We start from the raw sequence: 18,086 nt of genomic DNA on the forward strand, positions 1-18,086 counted from the left end.
TTCCTGTCATTACGGATGACGAACAATAGTAATAATTTTCCAGTAAAACAGTAGGAATATTTTAAAGCCATTACCTATAAGTAGATGGAAGTGTTTTCATGTTTTTTTGTTTTTAGTAATTACCAAAAGTATTTCTTGACAGGCAGAGATTGGTAGTTTATATTTGTTGCATGCAACAAATTTGCAGAATCCTTTCGCTATGCTCCTAAAGGAGGAGAAAATGAAGAAAATCGTTCTATTGGCTCTTGTTTCCCTGCTTGTTCTCCCAATGTTCGCAGCCGGCACACAGGAAACCTCCAAGGCTTACCCTGCTCGGAATGTGAAAGTCATTATTCCCTGGTCTGTAGGCGGTATGACTGATGTGTTGACAAGACCTATTGCAAGCTACCTTGAGAAGAGCTTTGGCGTTCCCTTCGTAGTTGAGAATAAGCCAGGCGGTGGCGGAGTCGTTGGTTCCTTGGAAATTGAAAATTCAAAGAACGATGGCTACACCATTGGAACAACCTCAATGTCAACCGTATCGGCAAAGTATGTTTCACCCATGTACCCCGATATCCACAATGTGGAATTGATCAGCCAGGTTATTACCATTCCTGCAACGGTAACGGTCAATGCAGACAGTCCCTTCAAGACCCTTGCAGACTTGCTCGCCTATGCAAAGGCAAACCCCGGGAAACTGAAGAATTCGAATTCAGGAACCGGCGCCAGTGCACATATCTATGCTGCTTATTTCGAGGCTGCCGCAGGTATCAAGATGAACCACATCCCGTATCCTGCCTACGCTGAAGCAATTACCGCTTTGCTTGGCAATCATGTTGACTTGACGAACATTCCCCTTCCTGATGTTGCTGCCCATGTTGATGCAGGCGAGTTGAGATTGCTTGCAATCGCATCGGCTGAACGTCACCCTTCCTATCCTGATGTACCAACCCTCAGGGAACTGGGACTTGATGTAGTTATGGGGAACTATTCTGGTTTTGTTGCCCCGAAGGGAACTGACCCTGCCATCATCAAAACCCTTGACGAGGCTATCGCAAAGAGTATGCAGGATCCTACCATCCGCAAATTCCTGGTCGATGCAGGATACCAGCCCGTATATCTCAATTCAGAACAATTCGCACAGGTCATCAAGGATGCTGAGCACCAGCTTGACTATCTGGTAAATGAACTCGGGGTAGAGTTTATCGACGACTGATACACTGTTTTGATTACGAGTGATGTCCCTCTCCTTTTTGGAGGGGAGGGCATCCTTCCTTACTTGCTTGGATGCTCACAATCTGGAGATTGAAATGACAAAAAGAAAATCCGATATTATTGCAGGAGCCACTCTCTTCGCCTTCTCTGGTCTCCTCTATATTGGCGCTGGTTTTATGCCTACACGCAGTGAAGGCTCAAGAATACTCAACACCGGCTTTTACCCACGAATGCTCGCAATCATTCTTGCATTCCTATCAATAATCATGGTCATTGAAACCATGCAGAAATTCAAAAAAGAAGGCGATACGGAGGCCGAAGTCTATTGGAAGAATTCCACATCCTTTTTTTTCTTCGCAACGACCCTCATCCTCTTGACCCTGTTTCCCTTTGTTATGAAAATTCTGGGATTTGCCCTAACGAGTTTCCTTTTCATTGCTTCAATGGTTTGGCTGCTCTCTGAGAAGAAAAACCGGCATCCACTGAAAATTGTCTTGGTATCAGTGGTTATTGCCTGTATCGTGTATGTAGTTTTCAAAATCATATTAGCAATCCCGTTTCCTACGGGAATCCTGCTTTGATAAAAATGAAGGGTTAGAATCATGGATATATTCTCTTTAGACCTGTATCTCTCAGGACTCCACTTCTTTGCAAATCCGATGATGTTTGTTTCATCGTTTCTGGGAGTCCTTGTCGGCATCATTTTCGGAGCCCTCCCGGGTTTGACCGCCACGATGACGATTGCGGTTTTCATACCCTTTACCTTTGGTCTTGCCCCGACCATTTCGTTCGCTTTCCTTTTGGGACTCTATACCGGTGCGGTATACGGAGGGTCGATCTCGGCAATCCTGATCAATATCCCAGGGACTCCCTCAGCTATTGCAACGTGTCTTGACGGCTATCCGCTTAGCCAGCAGGGAAGGGCAGGGGAAGCTATCGGTGTGTCGACTATCAGTTCTGCAGTCGGCGGTTTCATCAGTGTTATCGTTTTGGTCTTTGCAGCCCCGCTCATCGCAGGTTTTGCCTTGAAGTTCAGCGCAGAGGAATATGTCGGGATTACCCTCATTGGTCTGAGTATCATCGCCATCATCTCCCCTGGATCAACGGTAAAAGGTTTGATCAGTGGGGTCTTGGGCTTGATAGTCGGCATTGTCGGGCTCGACCCGATTACCAGTTATCCTCGGTTTATCATGAACCAGGCTGAACTGATCGATGGTATCAACGCAATACCGGTGATGATCGGTATGTATGGCTTGTCCGAAATGCTCATCCAGATTTCGGATGTCCAGTATAACGTGATTGTAAAACAGGCTCTGAACAAACTGATTCCTCCTTTCAAAGAATTGAAACGGATAACAGGAACCGTAATCCGTTCTTCCTTCATCGGAGTACTCATCGGGGCTCTCCCTGCAGCCGGTGGTTCAATTGCCTCTTTGGTTGCCTATGGACAGGAAAAACGCCTTGGGAAACGGAAAGAGTTATTGGGAACCGGTATAATTGAAGGTATCGCCGCGCCGGAAGCAGCAAACAATGCAAGCACCGGTGGAGCTCTTATTCCCATGCTTACCTTGGGAATTCCTGGGGATGCAATGACAGCGGTACTCATGGGTGGTCTGATCATCCAGGGTCTGCGACCGGGTCCTCTTTTGTTCCAACAGCAGATGCCGTTTGTTTCCTCGATATTCCTCAGCCTGCTTCTTTCCGTAGTGTTTATGTTGATCCTTGGACTGCTGGGCGCACGGGCCTTTGCAAAATTGATCAGTTTCCCCAAGAAATTTTTGATACCTGCCATTTTGCTTTTCAGTTTGGTTGGTTCCTATGCCATCAGCAACTCTGTTTTCGATATCTGGGTTCTTATAATCAGCGGTATCATTGGGTTTGTCTTGCGTAAGCTATCCTTCCCGATTGCTCCAATCGTGCTGGGTATGATTCTGGGACCGCTTTTTGAAAGTAACTTCAGGAGGGCTCTCATGCTTTCTGAGGGGAATTGGGCTACGTTTATCCAAAGGCCCATCAGCCTTTTCTTCTTGGTTGTGGTTATCCTTGTCCTTGCAGGACCAGTGTTATTGGTTCAGGTAAAGAAATTAGGGAAAAAGCACCAGTAAGGAATCGTACCAGTCAGGAAACGGACTGGACGAAAGCCAATTTTACAAGAAACTCAAGCTGGCCGTAAGCAAGGCCAACTTGAGGGAGGCAGAAGGATTTCTTATACTCTAAAGAGTCTTTTCAGAAGGCTTGCGTGGCGTTAACGGTTTGCTTTTTTTTACACTTTCCGTTCGCTGACACTATCAGAGGGTTGGGTTTTCTTTGGTATCTACGGGAGAAAGCCCTGCTTTATGCCGATAATGATTTTTACGGAAGGGACCGGAAAACACGGTCGCCACTTTTTCTCCTCCTCGTTTGGGGAATCGAAATGTTGCTTATTGCAAGTATTGGTCCTCATGTTCTAGACTAATGCAGATAAGAAGCAGGTTGGCGGCCTAGTGTTTCCAAAGCAAAAAAAATGAAATGGAATGTACAATGACAAAAAGAACAACTGTATATGATATTGCCCATGAACTTGGAATTTCACCCAGTACTGTATCCAGGGTGCTGAACAACTCTTCTCTTATTAGTGATGAGAAACGGGAGTTGATCATATCCACTGCTGAGAGGATGGGGTATTGCAAGCGCTCTATCAAGCGTCAGAAAAACCGTACCATTGTGACTATCAGGTTGTTCCTGCCTCCTGCCAAATACAGTTATATTCATTTGTTCTATGATGTTGCCGAATTGATCGAGGGTATTCAGAAAGGATTCGATAATACTAAGGTCAATATAATCATCAGCGTCAATGATGGGGATCTTACCCTGTTTGATTCTAAAAAACTTGGGGATATCGATGGTTGTATTTTTGCTTTTACGATGCCATCAGCACCTCTTGAGACAATGCTTGAGGAAAGGGAAATACCTTTTGTCCTGCTGAACCGTGAAGATCCTGAAAACAACTATGTGATGGTCGATAGCATCGGGGGGATGCAAAAGCTCGTAAAGGCAATGTGGAACAAGTATGGGGATGCCCTTCATCCTTGTTTCATTGGTTTCTCTCCTCTGTCAGCCGTTTCCAAACGGAGAGAAGAGGGTGTGCGAACAGGATGCCTTTCCTATTCCATTCCCTTTTGTGATGAAGATGTCTTCAATATCGATTCAATCGGTGAGTTGAAAGAAAAAGTATTGCCCATCATCCTTGAGCGTGGCTACAATGCCGTATTTTGTTTTAATGACTTGTTGGCAGTCTCTTTGTATCAGTCGGCCCTCAATCTCTCCCTGGCTATTCCCGAATCCTTTTCCCTTTCAGGATTCGACAATTCACCGATGCTTGATCTTTTGGATAAAAGAATCAATACCATCGAATTCTCTTTGCGAAAACTGGGTGTTGAGGCTGGTCTCTGGCTGCAAGGTAAAATTATTGAGCGAATTGAACTGCCCCTACAGAAAAACCTTGAGGGTACGTATATTCCTGGAGGGACAATTTGAATGATTGAGAAAGTCGGAACGGTTACTTTCGAAGGCATCTCTATACCTGTTTTCTTTTCCCATGTCCTGATAATTGGGTCTGGGGCTGCCTCTCTATCGTGTGCTTTGCACCTGAAAAGAATGGGCTGTGACGACATTACCATCGTAACCGATAATTCTTTGGGGGGGACCTCCCGCAACACGGGGTCAGACAAGCAGACCTATTACCGGCTCAATGATTCCGGACAGGTTCCCGACTCCCCCTATGCAATGGCAGAGTCCTACCTTGAAGGTGGGGCCATGCATGGGGATATTGCCTTTGTTGAAGCCCAGGGGTCTACACAGGCTTTCTATAACCTTGTTTCTTTGGGGGTCCCGTTTCCCCATAATCGGTATGGTGGGTATACTGGCTACAAGACCGACCACGATCCCAGCAATAGGGGCATTTCTTTAGGTCCGTACACCTCCAGGGTCATGATGGAGAAATTCCAATCGGAAATTTCCCGTCTGGATATCTGTGAATTGGATCACCAGGATGCCGTTCAATTGTTGATGGCAGCAGATGATCGTATTGCAGGGGCCCTCTTTGTTGATAAACAAGGTACTTTATCAGAAAACCTTGGGTTCTCTATCATCCTCAGTGACCACGTGGTTTTGGGTACGGGCGGCCCTGCAGGTTTGTATGCTGCGTCAGTCTACCCAAAAGTCCATACAGGCAGTATCGGGCTCGCACTCGAGGTTGGCGCTGAGGCTGTGAACCTTACCGAGTCACAGTTTGGCCTTGCTTCTACCAAGGTCCGCTGGAATCTGTCAGGCAGTTACCAACAGGTTTTGCCACGCTATTTCAGTACCGATGCCCAAGGTGGGGATGAGCAGGATTTCCTTGTCCCTTATTTTAATGATTGGAAGGAATTGACTCGCGCAGTGTTTCTCAAGGGATATCAATGGCCCTTCGATGCAGCCAAGATCCCTGACAATGGTTCTTCTTTGATCGATCTGCTCGTGTACCAGGAAACCCAGGTAAAGAAACGGCGGGTATTTGTCGATTACCGTAACAACCTTAACGGCAAGGCTGGTTGGGGTGTTTTCTCAAAGCAGGTTGTCGATGAGGTTGCCTTGCACTATCTGGATAATTCAAGGGCTTGGGCCGAGACTCCCTTAAAGCGATTGCAATTACTCAATCCGGAAGCCTATACGATGTATCTGGACAAAGGGGTAGACCTCTCTCTCGTTCCCTTGGAAATTGATTTGTGCGCCCAACATAACAACGGTGGGCTCAGCGCTGATATCTGGTGGGAATCTACCAATATCAAGCGGTTGTACCCAATCGGGGAAGTAAACGGAAGCCATGGCGTGAGCCGGCCTGGCGGAAGTGCACTCAATGCAGGGCAGGTTGGTGCCAAACGGGCAGCTACCAGGATTGTCGGCTACGGAGAAAACGATTCCCTCGATATTGATAGTGCAATAGTAGCGACGTCTTCCCAGGTGAAAAACGTTGTGGTTCTTGCCCATAGGTGGGTACGCCAGAATGCCTTGGACCATTTTTCGGTTCCCGCTGCAAAAGAAGTGTTGTCGGGTATACGAAGCGAGATGCAACTGAGGATGTCTGAATGTGCAGGTCCTGTAAGGAGGGCCAAAGCCGTTGAGCTCGCTTGCCTAAAAGCTAGGCAGCAACGCATGCATGCCCTGGAAAACCTTTCGGTTCCCCCGGTGTTACTCACTGTAGCCCTGCAGCTACGGCATATGCTCATCTCCCAAGATTGGTATCTTTCTGCAATAAAAGGATATCTTGCTAATGGAGGGGGAAGCAGGGGGTCCTATCTTGTGTTTGATGAAGCTGGAGATTCTGCGCACCCTTTGCTGCCTGCATACAGGATAAAGCAAGAACTTTTGGCCATGCGGTCAAAAATCCAGGTATTGTCATTGGATGCAAAAGGGCAGATTGTCCAGCGGTATGCTTCTGCCAGACCGATTCCCAAAACGGAATTCTGGTTCGAGCAGGTATGGGCAGAATTTCGGAACGGAGCATTTTTGCTTCCCCTCGACGATGCGGGGAAGGCCAAAGAGCAATAGTACTGAAAAAAGGAATAAGCCTTGCCTTCAGGCCTGGCATAAAAGAAAACCGGAGCAACGCACCTACGTTCTCCGGTTTTTAGCTTTCAAGGGGTTACTGGTTGGCCATAGCCTCTTCTTCCTTGGCTTTTCTTCTTTGTGCTACCAATAAGTCCATCTTGAGTTTTTTCAAACGGGAAGACAGGCTTACCTTGTAGATATGTGGATTGATCTGCCTCAGATAGCTTTTATGGAAGGAGTCCAAGCCTTTTTGGGCATTTTCCCTGATTTCGGTCAAAGGTGGTTTTTCCCCGATTCTTTTCCCGTTTTCCATTCGCTTGATTAGCAATGGTACACAGGTAGCAAAGTTCTCCTTATGCATCTCAAAGAAATCAGCTTCGGCAAACGGGTGGTAGAAAGTATAGTTCTTGCCGGTTACCACTTGTTCGCTGTCCAGGGTAATGAGATCGGCCAGGGCCCCGCCATCTTTGTCAAAGAATCTCCAAACCTGTTTGATGCCAGGGTTGGTGGTCTTTTCAAAGCTATTGGAAATCTTCATGGTCGGGATGATTGTCCCATCCTTTCCCTCTTTTGCAGCGAGCTTATACACGCCGTTGAGTGAGGATTGGGCACCTCCGGTAACCAAATGGGTTCCGATGCCCCAGCTGTCGATTGGTACCTCATCATGGATCAAAGTCTGTACAATTTCCTCGGTAAGGTCGTTTGATACACAAATGGAAGCGTCAGTTAGCCCTGCATCGTCAAGTTTCTTGCGGATTACCCTTGGCAGATAGGAAAGGTCCCCGCTATCAATCCTGACACCGATTTTCTTCCCTAGCTTTTTTTGTTCAAGACCGACAATGATGGCATTGTCGATACCGGAGCCGAGTGTATCATAGGTATCGATGAGCAGTACCGCATTGTCCGGATAGAGGCGTGCAAAGGACCGGAAAGATTCCAGCTCGCTACCGTAGGCCATTATCCAGGAGTGAGCCATGGTCCCTGAAACCGGAATTCCATAGGTTTTTCCTGCAAGGGTGTTGCTTGTTACTACCGAACCGCCAATGAAAGAGGCCCTGGAGGCACTCAGTGCCCCATCTTCCCCCTGTGCCCTGCGAAGACCGAATTCCATGAGAAGCCCACGGTTGGCAGCTAAGGCCATACGTGAGGCTTTCGTGGCGATTAGGCTTTGGAAATTAAGGTTATTAAGGAGTAGTCCCTCGATGAGCTGGGCCTCAATCAGGGTTGTATGGACCCTGACCAAGGGTTCGCCAGGGAAAACTACCGAACCTTCCTCGATTGCGTATATTTCGCCGGCGAAGTGATATCCCGCCAGGTATTCGAGGAAGTCGTCGGTAAACTGGTTGAGTCCTTTGAGGTACTCAAGGTCTTCTTTACTGAAAGAAAAAGATTCAAGTTTGTCTATCAGTTCGTTCAACCCTGCAAAAATGGTATAGCCACCTTCAAACGGATTTGTTCGGTAAAACATGTCGAAAACCACTTGGGGATTCAAATTGTTCGAGAAATATCCCTGCATCATGGTCAATTCATAGAAATCCGTGGTCAGTGCACTGATATGCATCGAATTCTCCTTATTTTCTTGCAGGAATAACAGTAAACCCTGTAAGTGGTACTAAAGCTTCCGGCATGCTGATGGAACCATCGGCATTCTGGTAGTTTTCCAAAACTGCAACCATTGCCCGGCTGAGTGCCATTGCAGTTCCATTGAGCATATGTACGAATTGCAGTTTCCCTTCGCTATCGCGATAGCGGATCTGCAGGCTTCTTGCCTGGTAGTCGGTACAGTTGCTTGTTGAGGTTACTTCACCATATTCGCCTTGATCGCCACGACCTGGCATCCAGGCTTCGATATCGAATTTTCGGTAGGCAGGGGCTCCCAGGTCACCGGTGCAGGTATCGACGATACGGTAAGCAAGGCCAAGTCCGCTGAAAATCTCTTCTTCGATGGCAAGCAGCTGTTCATGGTAGGAATCGGAATCCTCAGGGAGGCAGTAGATGAACATTTCCAGTTTTGAAAATTGATGGACCCTGTACAGACCCTTTGAATACTGTCCGGCCCCACCAGCTTCCCTTCTGAAACAATGGGAAAGTCCGGTCATTTTGATAGGCAATTGTGATTGGTCGAGAATCTGGTTGGCATAATATCCACCGAGGGTAATTTCTGCAGTCCCTACCAGGCAGGTACCTGTTCCTTCCACTGTATAGATGTTGCTTTCTGCACCGCGGGGATTGAAGCCGATTCCGTTGAGAATTTCTTCTTTTGCAATATCGGGGGTGATGAATGGGGTGAAGCCGTGTTTCATCACGATGTCCATGGCATATCGCTCAAGGGCCATCTGTAGGATTACCGCTTGGTTCTTCAAGTAGTAGAATTTAGGACCCGATACGCGTGTGGCTGTATCAAAATCAATGAGGTCAAGGCTTTCCCCGAGTTGGACATGGTCCAAAGGCTTGAAATCGAATTTGGGAGGTTCACCAACGAATTTGATAGCAGTGTTATCTTTGTCTTCCTTACCTACGGGAGCCTTCGGGTTGTAGTAGTTGGGGATGGTCTTTGCCTTTTCCTGATAGTCTTTCTCAATCTCGTTGAGTTCAGCTTCCATGGCGGCAATGGCTTCCTTGATTTGTTTCCCTTCTGCTATCAAAGCCTGGCGGGTCTCATTGTCGAGCTTGGTTTTCATTTTCTGGGCATTCTCATTGCGTTTTGCCCGGAAGGCTTCGCTTTCCTGCATCAATGCAGAGCGTTTGTCCTGAAGCTCAATGATTTCATCAATATTGACATGCATGTTACGGTCGCTGATATTCTTTGCGATTTCGTCATGTCTGGTTTTCAATTCTTTCAAGTCTATCATGATTTATCCTCGTTGATATGAAATGCGTTGGTATTGGTATTATTTTTGTTTTGCCAGTTCTTCGAGTTGCCGTGATTTCTCGGCTGAGGCGCTCACAGCTGACATAACGGTTGCATCGAAATTCCCCTGGGCGAGGGCTTTCATTCCCTTGATCGTGGTTCCCCCTGCCGAGCAGACCATGGTAGCAAGTTCTACAGCACCCTTTCCTGTTTCCTTTTGTAGGGTTGCGGCACTGATGCAGGTATCACGGGCAATAGCCAGGGCAGTTGGGTAGGGAATGCCTTCTTCCACTCCTCCCATTGCCAAGGCATGGAAGAATTCGAAGACATAGGCGATTGCAGAACCGCTAATGCCGATAAAAGCCGCAAACTGGCTTTCTGGAAGGGCAAAGGCAGAACCGAAGGACGTTGCAATTTCCATCGCCGTATCGGTAAGTTCCTTATCTGCATTTTCACAGGAGGCAACTGCAGTAACTGCTTTTTTTGCCTTTGCAGCAATGTTGGGCATGAATCGAACTACATTGCCTGTTCCCAGTTTTTCACAGAGCACCGAAAGGGGAACCCCCGCCGCAATACTGATCCAATATTTTGAAGGGGCGTTGTTTTCCGAAAAAATCTGGTAGAGAGAGGGAAGGATCTGTGGTTTGACTGCCAAAATGATATATTGGCAGTTTCTGATCATTTCTGTTATTGACGGTGAAGCGATGCAACCAAGCTCAATGGCAAGACCCGTAGCCAGGTCGTCGTTGCTGTCATATAGGGTAATTGACCAATCTTTGTTGGTGCTGAGGGCCGTTGCAATCGCACCACCCATGTTTCCGCATCCGATAATACCAATTTTTTTCACTTTGTTTCCCCCCAGGAAAGTCTATGGAGTTTTCCCTCTCGTTGCAATGAGGGAAACTGCTTCTGGCGCATATATTCATAGGCGGCAATGGCCACGCTGTTGGAAAGATTCAGGCTTCGGGCTTCCTCGATCATAGGGATCCTGACACAGGCATCGGGATGCGAGACCAGTATGTGTTCGTCAATCCCTGCACTTTCTTTCCCGAATACCAGATACGTATCATCACTGTAGGAAATATCGGTATAGTCGCAATGGGCTTTGGTTGTAAAGAAGTAGAGGTTGTCCTTGCCATGGATTTCCATAAAGGCTGCTACGCTTTCATACTCGGTTATGGTAACAAGGTGCCAGTAATCGAGGCCGGCACGTTTGAGATGTTTTTCGTCAAGGCTATAGCCTAGGGGATGAACCAGGTGCAATCTTGCATTGATTGCAGCACAGGTCCTGGCAATGTTGCCGGTATTCTGTGGGATCTCGGGTTCAAACAATACAATATTCAGTGCCATCGGTTGCTCCTTCACTCTGTGCCAAATCTACCACTTGTGGCAAATCAACACAAGGCATCGAAAAGCATGACTGACAGCAATTACTTGTCCGTATGCTATCTGGAGTAGGTTTACCCATGTTTTTCCCAGCAAAGGATTCTTTCTTTCTTTTTTCTCTTCCTTTGTTTGGTATTGGGAAGAGAGCCAACCAAATGCATTCAGAAATGTGCCTCTCAGGTGTCCTGAAAAAGGTTGTCTTTTTGCAAAGAAATTAATTTCTGGTCAGATAAAGAAAAAAAAGTTTACAGATTGGGAAATACAGCATATATATAGATATTGAAATTAATTTAAAAGATAGAAATTAATTTCAAGATGGGGGATGGTATGGGTATTTTAGATAATACAAAATTCATTTTCATGGTTTGTGAATTATTTTATCAACAGGGATATAGTCAAAAGGAAATCGCTGCAGAACTAAAAATTTCAAGGCCACAGGTTTCTCGGATAATTGCAACGGCAATAGAGCGAAACCTTGTTACAATTCAGATTAATTACCCAAATGAAGAAGAAAACCTATACCAACGCATTTTACGTGAAGAATTCGGGATTGGGGAAGTCTATGTCTATGATACGGGCAACCTTTCTGGTGGTGAAGCAACAAGGAAACTTGCAGAAGTTTCGAAAGGGTTGTTTCCCATCTGCGTAAAAGATAATGAGCGATGTGGGGTTATGGCAGGAAGGACAATCAGTTGTTTGGCCTCTGCGATAGAGAAAAGTAAAAATAGGGGATTGTCATTTGTTCCACTTTGCGGAGGGACTGCAGGGAATGGCTCTGATTGGTATGCAAATTCAATTGCACAGAGTTTCGCGAAGAAAACAAATGGAACCTATTTTATTCTGAACGCCCCCCAATATCTCAACAATTGTGAAGTCAAGAAATTGTTGCTGAATGAGCCGAGTATCAAGGAAATCCTTGACCTAGGAAAGTCCTGTGATTCTGTATTGATGGGAGTTGGAAATCTTGAAGTCAGTTCAACAGGGGTACAAGCCGGAAATCTTTCAGTTCAAGATATCCAGTCTCTCAAGTCACAAGGGGCGGTAGCGAATATCTGCTCTTCGTACATAAATAAAGACGGAAAGATACTAGATAGCGAAATCAGCGATAGAATCATCGGTCAGACAATCCTTGATGTCAAAAATGCCAGAAAAGTTTGTGTGGCTCGGGGACTTTCAAAAGTCGAAGCGATAAAGGCCGTTCTTATAGGTGGTTACTTGGATGTATTGATAACATCTTTGGATACAGCAAAAAAAATAGTCGAAAACAAAAGAGAGGGAATCAAATGAAAAAGAGAACTTATTTGGTCGTGGGGTTAGTTCTGTCGATGGTATTTGCGATGCTCCTTATGGGCTGTGGCAAGAAAACCGAAAGCGTTCAACAGGAGAAATCTATAGAGGTAGCGATCTGCACGCCGTATTTGTCATCTGTAACAACAAAACAAATGGTTGAGCTCATGCAGTCGAAGTTAGGTGCTATGGGGTACAAGGTGTCTGTATATGATTCTGCAAATGATACCAGCAAATTGGCGTCTGACATTGAGACATGCGTCGTTTCGAAGGTTGATGCTATTGTAATTGTCAGTGTCGACCCCAGCCTGTGCAAGTCCCAGATTCAGGAAGCTTCTGATGCGGGTATTTCGGTATTTGGTTGTGACTCGGGTTATTTTGATGCTATGCAGATGAATGCGACCAGTGACAACTACCAAATGGGAACCATGATGAGCAAATATCTTTTCGAGAAAATTGGAAAACAAGGGAATATTGTTCACCTCACCCATCGCCCCCATCCCGGTGTAGTGAAGAGAACGTTGGCCATGGAAGATGTTTTGAAAGAGTATCCTCAGATCAAACTGCTAAGCGAACATCATATAGATGTTCCGAATCAAATCAACAATTCCAAGGAAATCGTAGAGAATTTACTTACTGCTTACCCCCAGAAAGGATCAATTGATGCAATTTTATGTGCATGGGATGAACCTGCGATTGGTGCTACCCAGGCTCTTCAAGAAGCTGGCCGTGATGAAATCTTAGTCGTAGGTGTAGATGGAAACGAACAGGCAGTGAAACTGATCAATGAAGGTACAAACCTCGTTGCTACCTTGGGTCAGGATTTTGATGGGATGGCTTCTATGGTTGCCTCTGAAATTGTCAAAGTCGTGAAAGGGGAGTCCACGGAAAAGGGTGAAAAATATGTTCCTGCACTCTTAATCGAGAAATAGCATTGTATGACTTCAATCCTTGCCGGAACTATCGGCAAGGATGTTTACCAGAGTGGCTTGCCGTTAAAGCAGATTGTTGTTTGTGAGTAGTTTATTCTTGCCCTACAAATCTTTGGGGTCTATGGGAAAATAATGATATTAGAGACAAAAAACCTAACTAAAAGATTCGGGAGTATGTATGCCTTGCAGCATATCGATTTCTCCCTGGAAAAAGGTGAAATACATGGATTGGTCGGGGAGAATGGCGCCGGGAAGTCTACCCTTATCAAGATAATTACCGGTGTTTATCATCCTAGCGAGGGAGAAATCATTTTTGATGGAAGGAAAGTTGAGATCACGAGGCCATCGGAAGGTAGAAAACTGGGAATAAATGTCATCCATCAGGACCGGAATCTTGTTCCGTCTTTCAATGGGATTGAGAATATATTTTTGGGGCTACCATCCGAAAAAAAGCATTTTTGTACGGTCGATTTCAAGGCTATGAGGGAACGGGTTGCTGCTGTCATGGCAGAATATGAAATTGATGTTCCCTTGGATAAGATGGCTAGTGAACTGACCCCACCGCAGAAAACCTTGCTTGAAATTGTGCGTTCAATGATGACAGAGTGCAAGCTTCTGATACTCGATGAACCTACTGCCTCCCTGACTGATAAAGAGTCGGAAGTACTTTTCAAAATCATTAGAAAGGTGAACGCAAAGGGAACAGCAATTTTATATATTTCCCACCGCTTGGATGAAATCTTTGCTTTGACAGATAGGATTACGGTTTTCAAGAACGGAGAACTGGTGGAGACGGTCAGAACAAAGGAAATCAATCAAGATGGGCTGGTCGGGTTGATGACAGATAACTGGGTAAGTGAACAAAAGGAAACCATTGCTACAGCTTTTAGCGAGATCGCCTATTCTGTCGAACATGTATCAACCACCGATTTGGTGGTTAAAGATGCTACGTTTTCAGTTCGAAAAGGGGAAATTCTCGGAATATTTGGTCTTGGGGGAAGTGGAAGGACTGAGCTATTGGAAGCACTGTATGGTTATAAGTCAATCAAGGAAGGGATTGTTCGTCTGAATGGTAAGCAATTAGGTACCATGACACCGGCATTCTCCATCAAACAGGGAATCGTCTTGATAAACGAAGACCGCCGGGGCTGTTCCCTTGTTGAGAGCAGAAGCGTGAAAGACAATATCGTCCTTTCGACTATTGCATCTTACTCCAAGAAAGGAAAATTTGATTCTAAATCGGAAAAGCAGGATGCAAGAGATAAGATTGCTGAGTTGAAAATAAAAACCACAGGAATTAACCAACCAGTATGGGAATTATCTGGAGGAAATCAGCAAAAGGTTGTTTTCGCAAAGGCCCTGATGTCTCATCCACAGGTTTTCCTCTGTGATGAACCAACCCAGGCTGTTGATATCAAGACGAGATTCGAGATTCATGAACTACTGCGCCAAAGAGCCAGGGAAGGAAGTTCTGTAGTCTATGTAACATCAGATCTCAAGGAAATGCTCATGGTTGCCGATACAATAATCATAATGGCCAATGGAAGGACCTGGGAACAAATCCCAAATATAAGCGTTTCATCGGAGCAGATTCTTACATATTGCTACCAGCAAAGATAAGGCAGGAAAATACATGAAAAAAATAACAATGCGAACAAGTCTTGGAATCAAAGAATTCGTTCGTTCTTATGGTACGATATTGGCGCTGATTGCTATAATTATAGTGTTCGGCTCACTCAAGCCGGATACATTCTTTTCAAAGACGAATTTCTGGAATATAACCCGCCAGATGGCTATCTTGGCTGTGATCGCCTTAGGTACAACCCTCATTATGTGTGTCGAGGAATTTGACCTTTCCGTGGGTACTATTGCTTCTTTCAGCGGAGTATGCGCTGCTGTGCTGGCCATATCCGGTGTTCCCTTCTTCTGGGCTCTGGTTGTTTCTGTCATAGCAAGTGCAATCCTCGGATTCCTTAACGGATATATCGTGACCAAATTCAGGGTAATGTCATTCATCATTACCTTGGCAATGAGCCGTGTAATATATGGAATAACCTATTGGTTGTCCGGGGGTGCAATTATATTCAACGGTATCCCTGAGGCATTCAAGTTCATCGGAACAGCAAAAATTGGGCCAATACCATATCTGACTGTTTTGATGGTTATTGTCTCTGCACTTTTCTACTATGTCACTAAAAGTACTGCCTTTGGACGAAAGCTTTACGCAATAGGGGGCAACGAACGTGCTTCACAGGTGGCAGGGATACAGGTTAGTCTGAACAAAACCCTTGCCTTTACAATCAGTGGGGCTATGGCAGGCTTTGCCGGGGTTCTTCTGGCTTCACGTGTAGGAAGTGCAGCCCCAACAGCAGGGGATGCCTATTGCTTGAATGCGTATGCGACAATCTTTATAGGTAAAACACTGTTTAAGGAAGGAGTTCCAAATATTGTCGGTACTATTGTTGGAGTTGCAATTTTTACCGTCCTTGCAAATGGATTGACAATCATGCAGGTACCAACTTTTTTCCAAAACATACTTACCGGAGGAATTATTGTACTGGCGGTAGTTGCCCAAAAACTAGGAAGCAAGGACCATGCCTAAGATATATTCCGAGAGAACAAAGACCGTGGTTTCGAGTGGGAAAAAATTTATAATCGGTTATTTCTTAGCAGGTTATCCAGATGAAGAAGACTTTTTCAATGTGCTTGAAATTGTGGAAAAAAACGCAGTGGACATTTGTGAGATTGGTTTCCCGTCCAAGAATCCCTATGCAGACGGGCAGGTTATTGCAGATATCCATGCAAAGGTAGACTTTGATACTGCAATTGATATTGCCTATTGGAAAAGAATACGGGAATCTACTGGGAAACCTATATGGGTTATGGCTTATTATGAAGATTTCGTTGCCACGGGGATATATCGCTCCTTTGCCGAGGAAGGCGTTTTCGATGCCATGGTCATTCCCAATACGGATTTTGCAACCAGACGTGAGTTGCAAAAGGAAATGGCTCCTTTTGGTATTGATGTGGTAGGTTTTGCAAGTCCGGCAATGGCTGAGAATGAGCTTGCAAAGGTTCTTGAATCTTCATCATTGGTCTATGAACAACTGTATGTCGGGCAGACAGGTATTGCTCAATCAGATGAGATGTATCATCCGATGCTTGAATATACAAAGCAGTACCCCCAGGTAATCTGTTTTGCAGGTTTTGGCATAAACAGCTATGAGAAGGTCAATAAAGTCTTCCAGGATGGATTCCATGGTGCTGCAATCGGGACGGAATTGGTGAAACGGATTAATATATCCATGAATAGTCTGGAAAAATTCCTTAGGGAGTTGGAGAGGGCCCATTGATATGAAATTGATAGTCACATTTGATTTTGGAACTACTGCGGTGAAATGTGTTGTTTTGGATGAGAACCAATCTGTAGTTTTTTCTGCAAAACAGCAAATACATACTTTTCACGATGGCTTGTTTCATGAACAGGACCCTGATGAATGGTATAGGGCTTTTTGCGAACTAGCAAAATCGTTCTTCGAAACGGGATTTTTGCCGTCGGATATCCTGGGCCTGGTCTTTTCCGGTCAAATGCAGGATCTAATCTTTGTTGACAACGGTGGTAAGAGCTTGAGGAGAGCGATTCTCTATACTGATCAAAGGGGGGATGCCTATGTAGACCAGATTGCCCCTTCGCTTCAGAGTGTCACTTCGGTTGCCATGAACGGAAGTATCCCCTTGGCTAAAATGTTCTGGATGAAAGAAAACCAGAGTCTCCTTCTAAAAGGGACCCATAAAATTCTTTTCTCCTCAAAGGACTACATTATTACAAAACTTACGGGTGCTTTTTGTTCCGATGTAACGAGCCTTGCTACTACAGGGATGATGGATATACTACGTAAGACCTATATCAGGGAATTCTCGGATTTCGGGTTCAATCCAGATCTGCTCCCCAGGATATGTTACTCAGATGAAATAGTAGGGCACGTTACAGAAAGGGCACAAATCGAATCAGGATTTCTATCAGGTACCGATGTATATGCTGGTTCCGGGGATGCAGGGGCGACTACCTTGGCCAGTGGAATTCTCGAAGCCGGGGAAATAAATATCAACCTGGGAACCAGTGGTTGGGTTGCAAGTATCTCGGATGGGGTACGTACTGATGCTTTTAACCTTGTTGCCATCAACAGAGGCAAATATATCAATGTCATACCCGTTCTCAATGCAGGAAATGTGCATACTTGGGTTTCCGATTTCCTATTTCCAGGCAATCTTGAAAAATATGATATGGTGACCAGCCTGTTGGAAGAAAGCAGTGCTGGGGCCCATGGCCTTTTATTTCTTCCCTACCTGGTAGGGGAAAGGTTCCCTGTTTCCGATAACAAAATCAGGGGTTGTTTTATAGGGGCTTCCCCTGATACCGATAGGAGGGATTTTGCCCGAAGTGCTTTGGAAGGCGTTGCTTTTTCCATGAAACAAAGCCTTGAGGCATTAAAAATAACCCCCCGTAAAGTCTCGATGATTGGTGGGGGAGCTCAGGAATGCATCTGGAATCAGATTTTCTGTGAAATACTGGGTACAGAAGTCATTGCCTATGAGAAATCGGAATATCTTCCGAGTATGGCGATAGCCTCGTCAGTATTGCTCCATCTCGAGAAGATTTCTTCCTATAGTGAATTTGTTTTCGAAATGATTGATAAGACTCCCCATACTACCTTTGTTCCCAATCTGGACAATGTAGCATTCTATGCAAAAAGATATGAAACATTCAAAAAGATATATCCTACAGTCAAGGGACTTTTTTGAGACTGTCTTATTGGTTTCCATACAAAAGGAAGAATGTAGGGTGAGTTATTCCTGCAAAAGGTTTC

General features: G+C 45.3%; 15 protein-coding genes. 11 read left to right on the forward strand and 4 right to left on the reverse strand.

Features of this window, described 5'->3' with window-relative positions; all coding sequences use genetic code 11:
• Positions 1–220: 220 nt before the first annotated feature.
• The 5 genes from SPIGRAPES_RS15865 to SPIGRAPES_RS15885 all read left to right on the forward strand — a co-directional run bounded on the left by SPIGRAPES_RS15865 (position 221) and on the right by SPIGRAPES_RS15885 (position 6,762).
• Positions 221–1,195 (forward strand): tripartite tricarboxylate transporter substrate binding protein, encoded by a 975-nt coding sequence (locus tag SPIGRAPES_RS15865; RefSeq protein WP_014271775.1) that lies wholly within the window; start codon positions 221–223, stop codon positions 1,193–1,195.
• 94 nt (positions 1,196–1,289) lie between these two features.
• Complete coding sequence (locus SPIGRAPES_RS15870; RefSeq protein WP_014271776.1) at positions 1,290–1,775, forward strand: tripartite tricarboxylate transporter TctB family protein; 486 nt, start codon at positions 1,290–1,292, stop codon at positions 1,773–1,775.
• A 21-nt stretch (positions 1,776–1,796) separates the two neighbouring features.
• A complete protein-coding gene (locus tag SPIGRAPES_RS15875) occupies positions 1,797–3,299 on the forward strand; it encodes a tripartite tricarboxylate transporter permease (RefSeq protein WP_014271777.1) in 1,503 nt (500 codons plus the stop codon).
• A gap of 415 nt (positions 3,300–3,714) precedes the next feature.
• Positions 3,715–4,710, forward strand: coding sequence for a LacI family DNA-binding transcriptional regulator (locus SPIGRAPES_RS15880; RefSeq protein ID WP_014271778.1), 996 nt, complete (start codon positions 3,715–3,717; stop codon positions 4,708–4,710).
• On the forward strand, positions 4,711–6,762 hold the full coding sequence (locus tag SPIGRAPES_RS15885) for an FAD-binding protein (protein ID WP_014271779.1): 2,052 nt from the start codon (positions 4,711–4,713) through the stop codon (positions 6,760–6,762).
• 94 nt (positions 6,763–6,856) lie between these two features.
• Here SPIGRAPES_RS15885 and SPIGRAPES_RS15890 read toward each other — a convergent pair whose 3' ends face one another.
• Genes SPIGRAPES_RS15890 through SPIGRAPES_RS15905 form a run of 4 tightly spaced genes read right to left on the reverse strand, consistent with a single transcriptional unit; the run spans position 6,857 to position 10,963 of the window.
• A complete protein-coding gene (locus SPIGRAPES_RS15890) occupies positions 6,857–8,323 on the reverse strand; it encodes a nicotinate phosphoribosyltransferase (protein WP_014271780.1) in 1,467 nt (488 codons plus the stop codon).
• 10 nt (positions 8,324–8,333) lie between these two features.
• On the reverse strand, positions 8,334–9,614 hold the full coding sequence (gene serS / locus SPIGRAPES_RS15895; RefSeq protein WP_014271781.1) for a serine--tRNA ligase: 1,281 nt from the start codon (positions 9,612–9,614) through the stop codon (positions 8,334–8,336).
• A gap of 39 nt (positions 9,615–9,653) precedes the next feature.
• Positions 9,654–10,460, reverse strand: coding sequence for a pyrroline-5-carboxylate reductase (proC, locus tag SPIGRAPES_RS15900; RefSeq protein WP_014271782.1), 807 nt, complete (start codon positions 10,458–10,460; stop codon positions 9,654–9,656).
• A complete protein-coding gene (locus SPIGRAPES_RS15905) occupies positions 10,457–10,963 on the reverse strand; it encodes a tRNA (cytidine(34)-2'-O)-methyltransferase (protein WP_014271783.1) in 507 nt (168 codons plus the stop codon). The genes proC and SPIGRAPES_RS15905 overlap by 4 nt, the downstream gene beginning before the upstream one ends.
• A 363-nt stretch (positions 10,964–11,326) precedes the next feature.
• Here SPIGRAPES_RS15905 and SPIGRAPES_RS15910 point away from each other — a divergent pair, with 363 nt between their 5' ends.
• The 6 genes from SPIGRAPES_RS15910 (at position 11,327) to SPIGRAPES_RS15935 (ending at position 18,021) form a co-directional block, all read left to right on the forward strand.
• The gene (locus SPIGRAPES_RS15910) at positions 11,327–12,286 is read left to right on the forward strand and encodes a sugar-binding transcriptional regulator (protein WP_014271784.1); all 960 of its coding nucleotides are present in this window, start codon (positions 11,327–11,329) and stop codon (positions 12,284–12,286) included.
• Positions 12,283–13,218 (forward strand): sugar ABC transporter substrate-binding protein, encoded by a 936-nt coding sequence (locus SPIGRAPES_RS15915; protein WP_014271785.1) that lies wholly within the window; start codon positions 12,283–12,285, stop codon positions 13,216–13,218. The genes SPIGRAPES_RS15910 and SPIGRAPES_RS15915 overlap by 4 nt, the downstream gene beginning before the upstream one ends.
• A gap of 132 nt (positions 13,219–13,350) precedes the next feature.
• Positions 13,351–14,838: a sugar ABC transporter ATP-binding protein gene (locus SPIGRAPES_RS15920; protein ID WP_014271786.1), complete on the forward strand. Its 1,488-nt coding sequence runs from the start codon at positions 13,351–13,353 to the stop codon at positions 14,836–14,838.
• A gap of 13 nt (positions 14,839–14,851) precedes the next feature.
• Positions 14,852–15,820 (forward strand): ABC transporter permease, encoded by a 969-nt coding sequence (locus SPIGRAPES_RS15925; RefSeq protein WP_014271787.1) that lies wholly within the window; start codon positions 14,852–14,854, stop codon positions 15,818–15,820.
• On the forward strand, positions 15,813–16,571 hold the full coding sequence (locus tag SPIGRAPES_RS15930) for a tryptophan synthase subunit alpha (RefSeq protein WP_014271788.1): 759 nt from the start codon (positions 15,813–15,815) through the stop codon (positions 16,569–16,571). The genes SPIGRAPES_RS15925 and SPIGRAPES_RS15930 overlap by 8 nt, the downstream gene beginning before the upstream one ends.
• Position 16,572: 1 nt before the next feature.
• On the forward strand, positions 16,573–18,021 hold the full coding sequence (locus SPIGRAPES_RS15935) for a xylulokinase (RefSeq protein ID WP_014271789.1): 1,449 nt from the start codon (positions 16,573–16,575) through the stop codon (positions 18,019–18,021).
• The last annotated feature ends 65 nt before the right edge of the window (positions 18,022–18,086 follow it).

The organism is Sphaerochaeta pleomorpha str. Grapes (assembly GCF_000236685.1).
Lineage (GTDB): Bacteria > Spirochaetota > Spirochaetia > Sphaerochaetales > Sphaerochaetaceae > Sphaerochaeta > Sphaerochaeta pleomorpha.

Bases quoted from the DNA above. Each gene is read 5' to 3' on its own strand.
- SPIGRAPES_RS15865 (WP_014271775.1), top strand. From the start codon at position 221: ATGAAGAAAATCGTTCTATTGGCTCTTGTTTCCCTGCTTGTTCTCCCA.
- SPIGRAPES_RS15870 (WP_014271776.1), top strand. From the start codon at position 1,290: ATGACAAAAAGAAAATCCGATATTATTGCAGGAGCCACTCTCTTCGCC.
- SPIGRAPES_RS15875 (WP_014271777.1), top strand. From the start codon at position 1,797: ATGGATATATTCTCTTTAGACCTGTATCTCTCAGGACTCCACTTCTTT.
- SPIGRAPES_RS15880 (WP_014271778.1), top strand. From the start codon at position 3,715: ATGACAAAAAGAACAACTGTATATGATATTGCCCATGAACTTGGAATT.
- SPIGRAPES_RS15885 (WP_014271779.1), top strand. From the start codon at position 4,711: ATGATTGAGAAAGTCGGAACGGTTACTTTCGAAGGCATCTCTATACCT.
- SPIGRAPES_RS15890 (WP_014271780.1), bottom strand. From the start codon at position 8,323: ATGCATATCAGTGCACTGACCACGGATTTCTATGAATTGACCATGATG.
- serS (WP_014271781.1), bottom strand. From the start codon at position 9,614: ATGATAGACTTGAAAGAATTGAAAACCAGACATGACGAAATCGCAAAG.
- SPIGRAPES_RS15905 (WP_014271783.1), bottom strand. From the start codon at position 10,963: ATGGCACTGAATATTGTATTGTTTGAACCCGAGATCCCACAGAATACC.
- SPIGRAPES_RS15910 (WP_014271784.1), top strand. From the start codon at position 11,327: ATGGGTATTTTAGATAATACAAAATTCATTTTCATGGTTTGTGAATTA.
- SPIGRAPES_RS15915 (WP_014271785.1), top strand. From the start codon at position 12,283: ATGAAAAAGAGAACTTATTTGGTCGTGGGGTTAGTTCTGTCGATGGTA.
- SPIGRAPES_RS15920 (WP_014271786.1), top strand. From the start codon at position 13,351: ATGATATTAGAGACAAAAAACCTAACTAAAAGATTCGGGAGTATGTAT.
- SPIGRAPES_RS15925 (WP_014271787.1), top strand. From the start codon at position 14,852: ATGAAAAAAATAACAATGCGAACAAGTCTTGGAATCAAAGAATTCGTT.
- SPIGRAPES_RS15930 (WP_014271788.1), top strand. From the start codon at position 15,813: ATGCCTAAGATATATTCCGAGAGAACAAAGACCGTGGTTTCGAGTGGG.
- SPIGRAPES_RS15935 (WP_014271789.1), top strand. From the start codon at position 16,573: ATGAAATTGATAGTCACATTTGATTTTGGAACTACTGCGGTGAAATGT.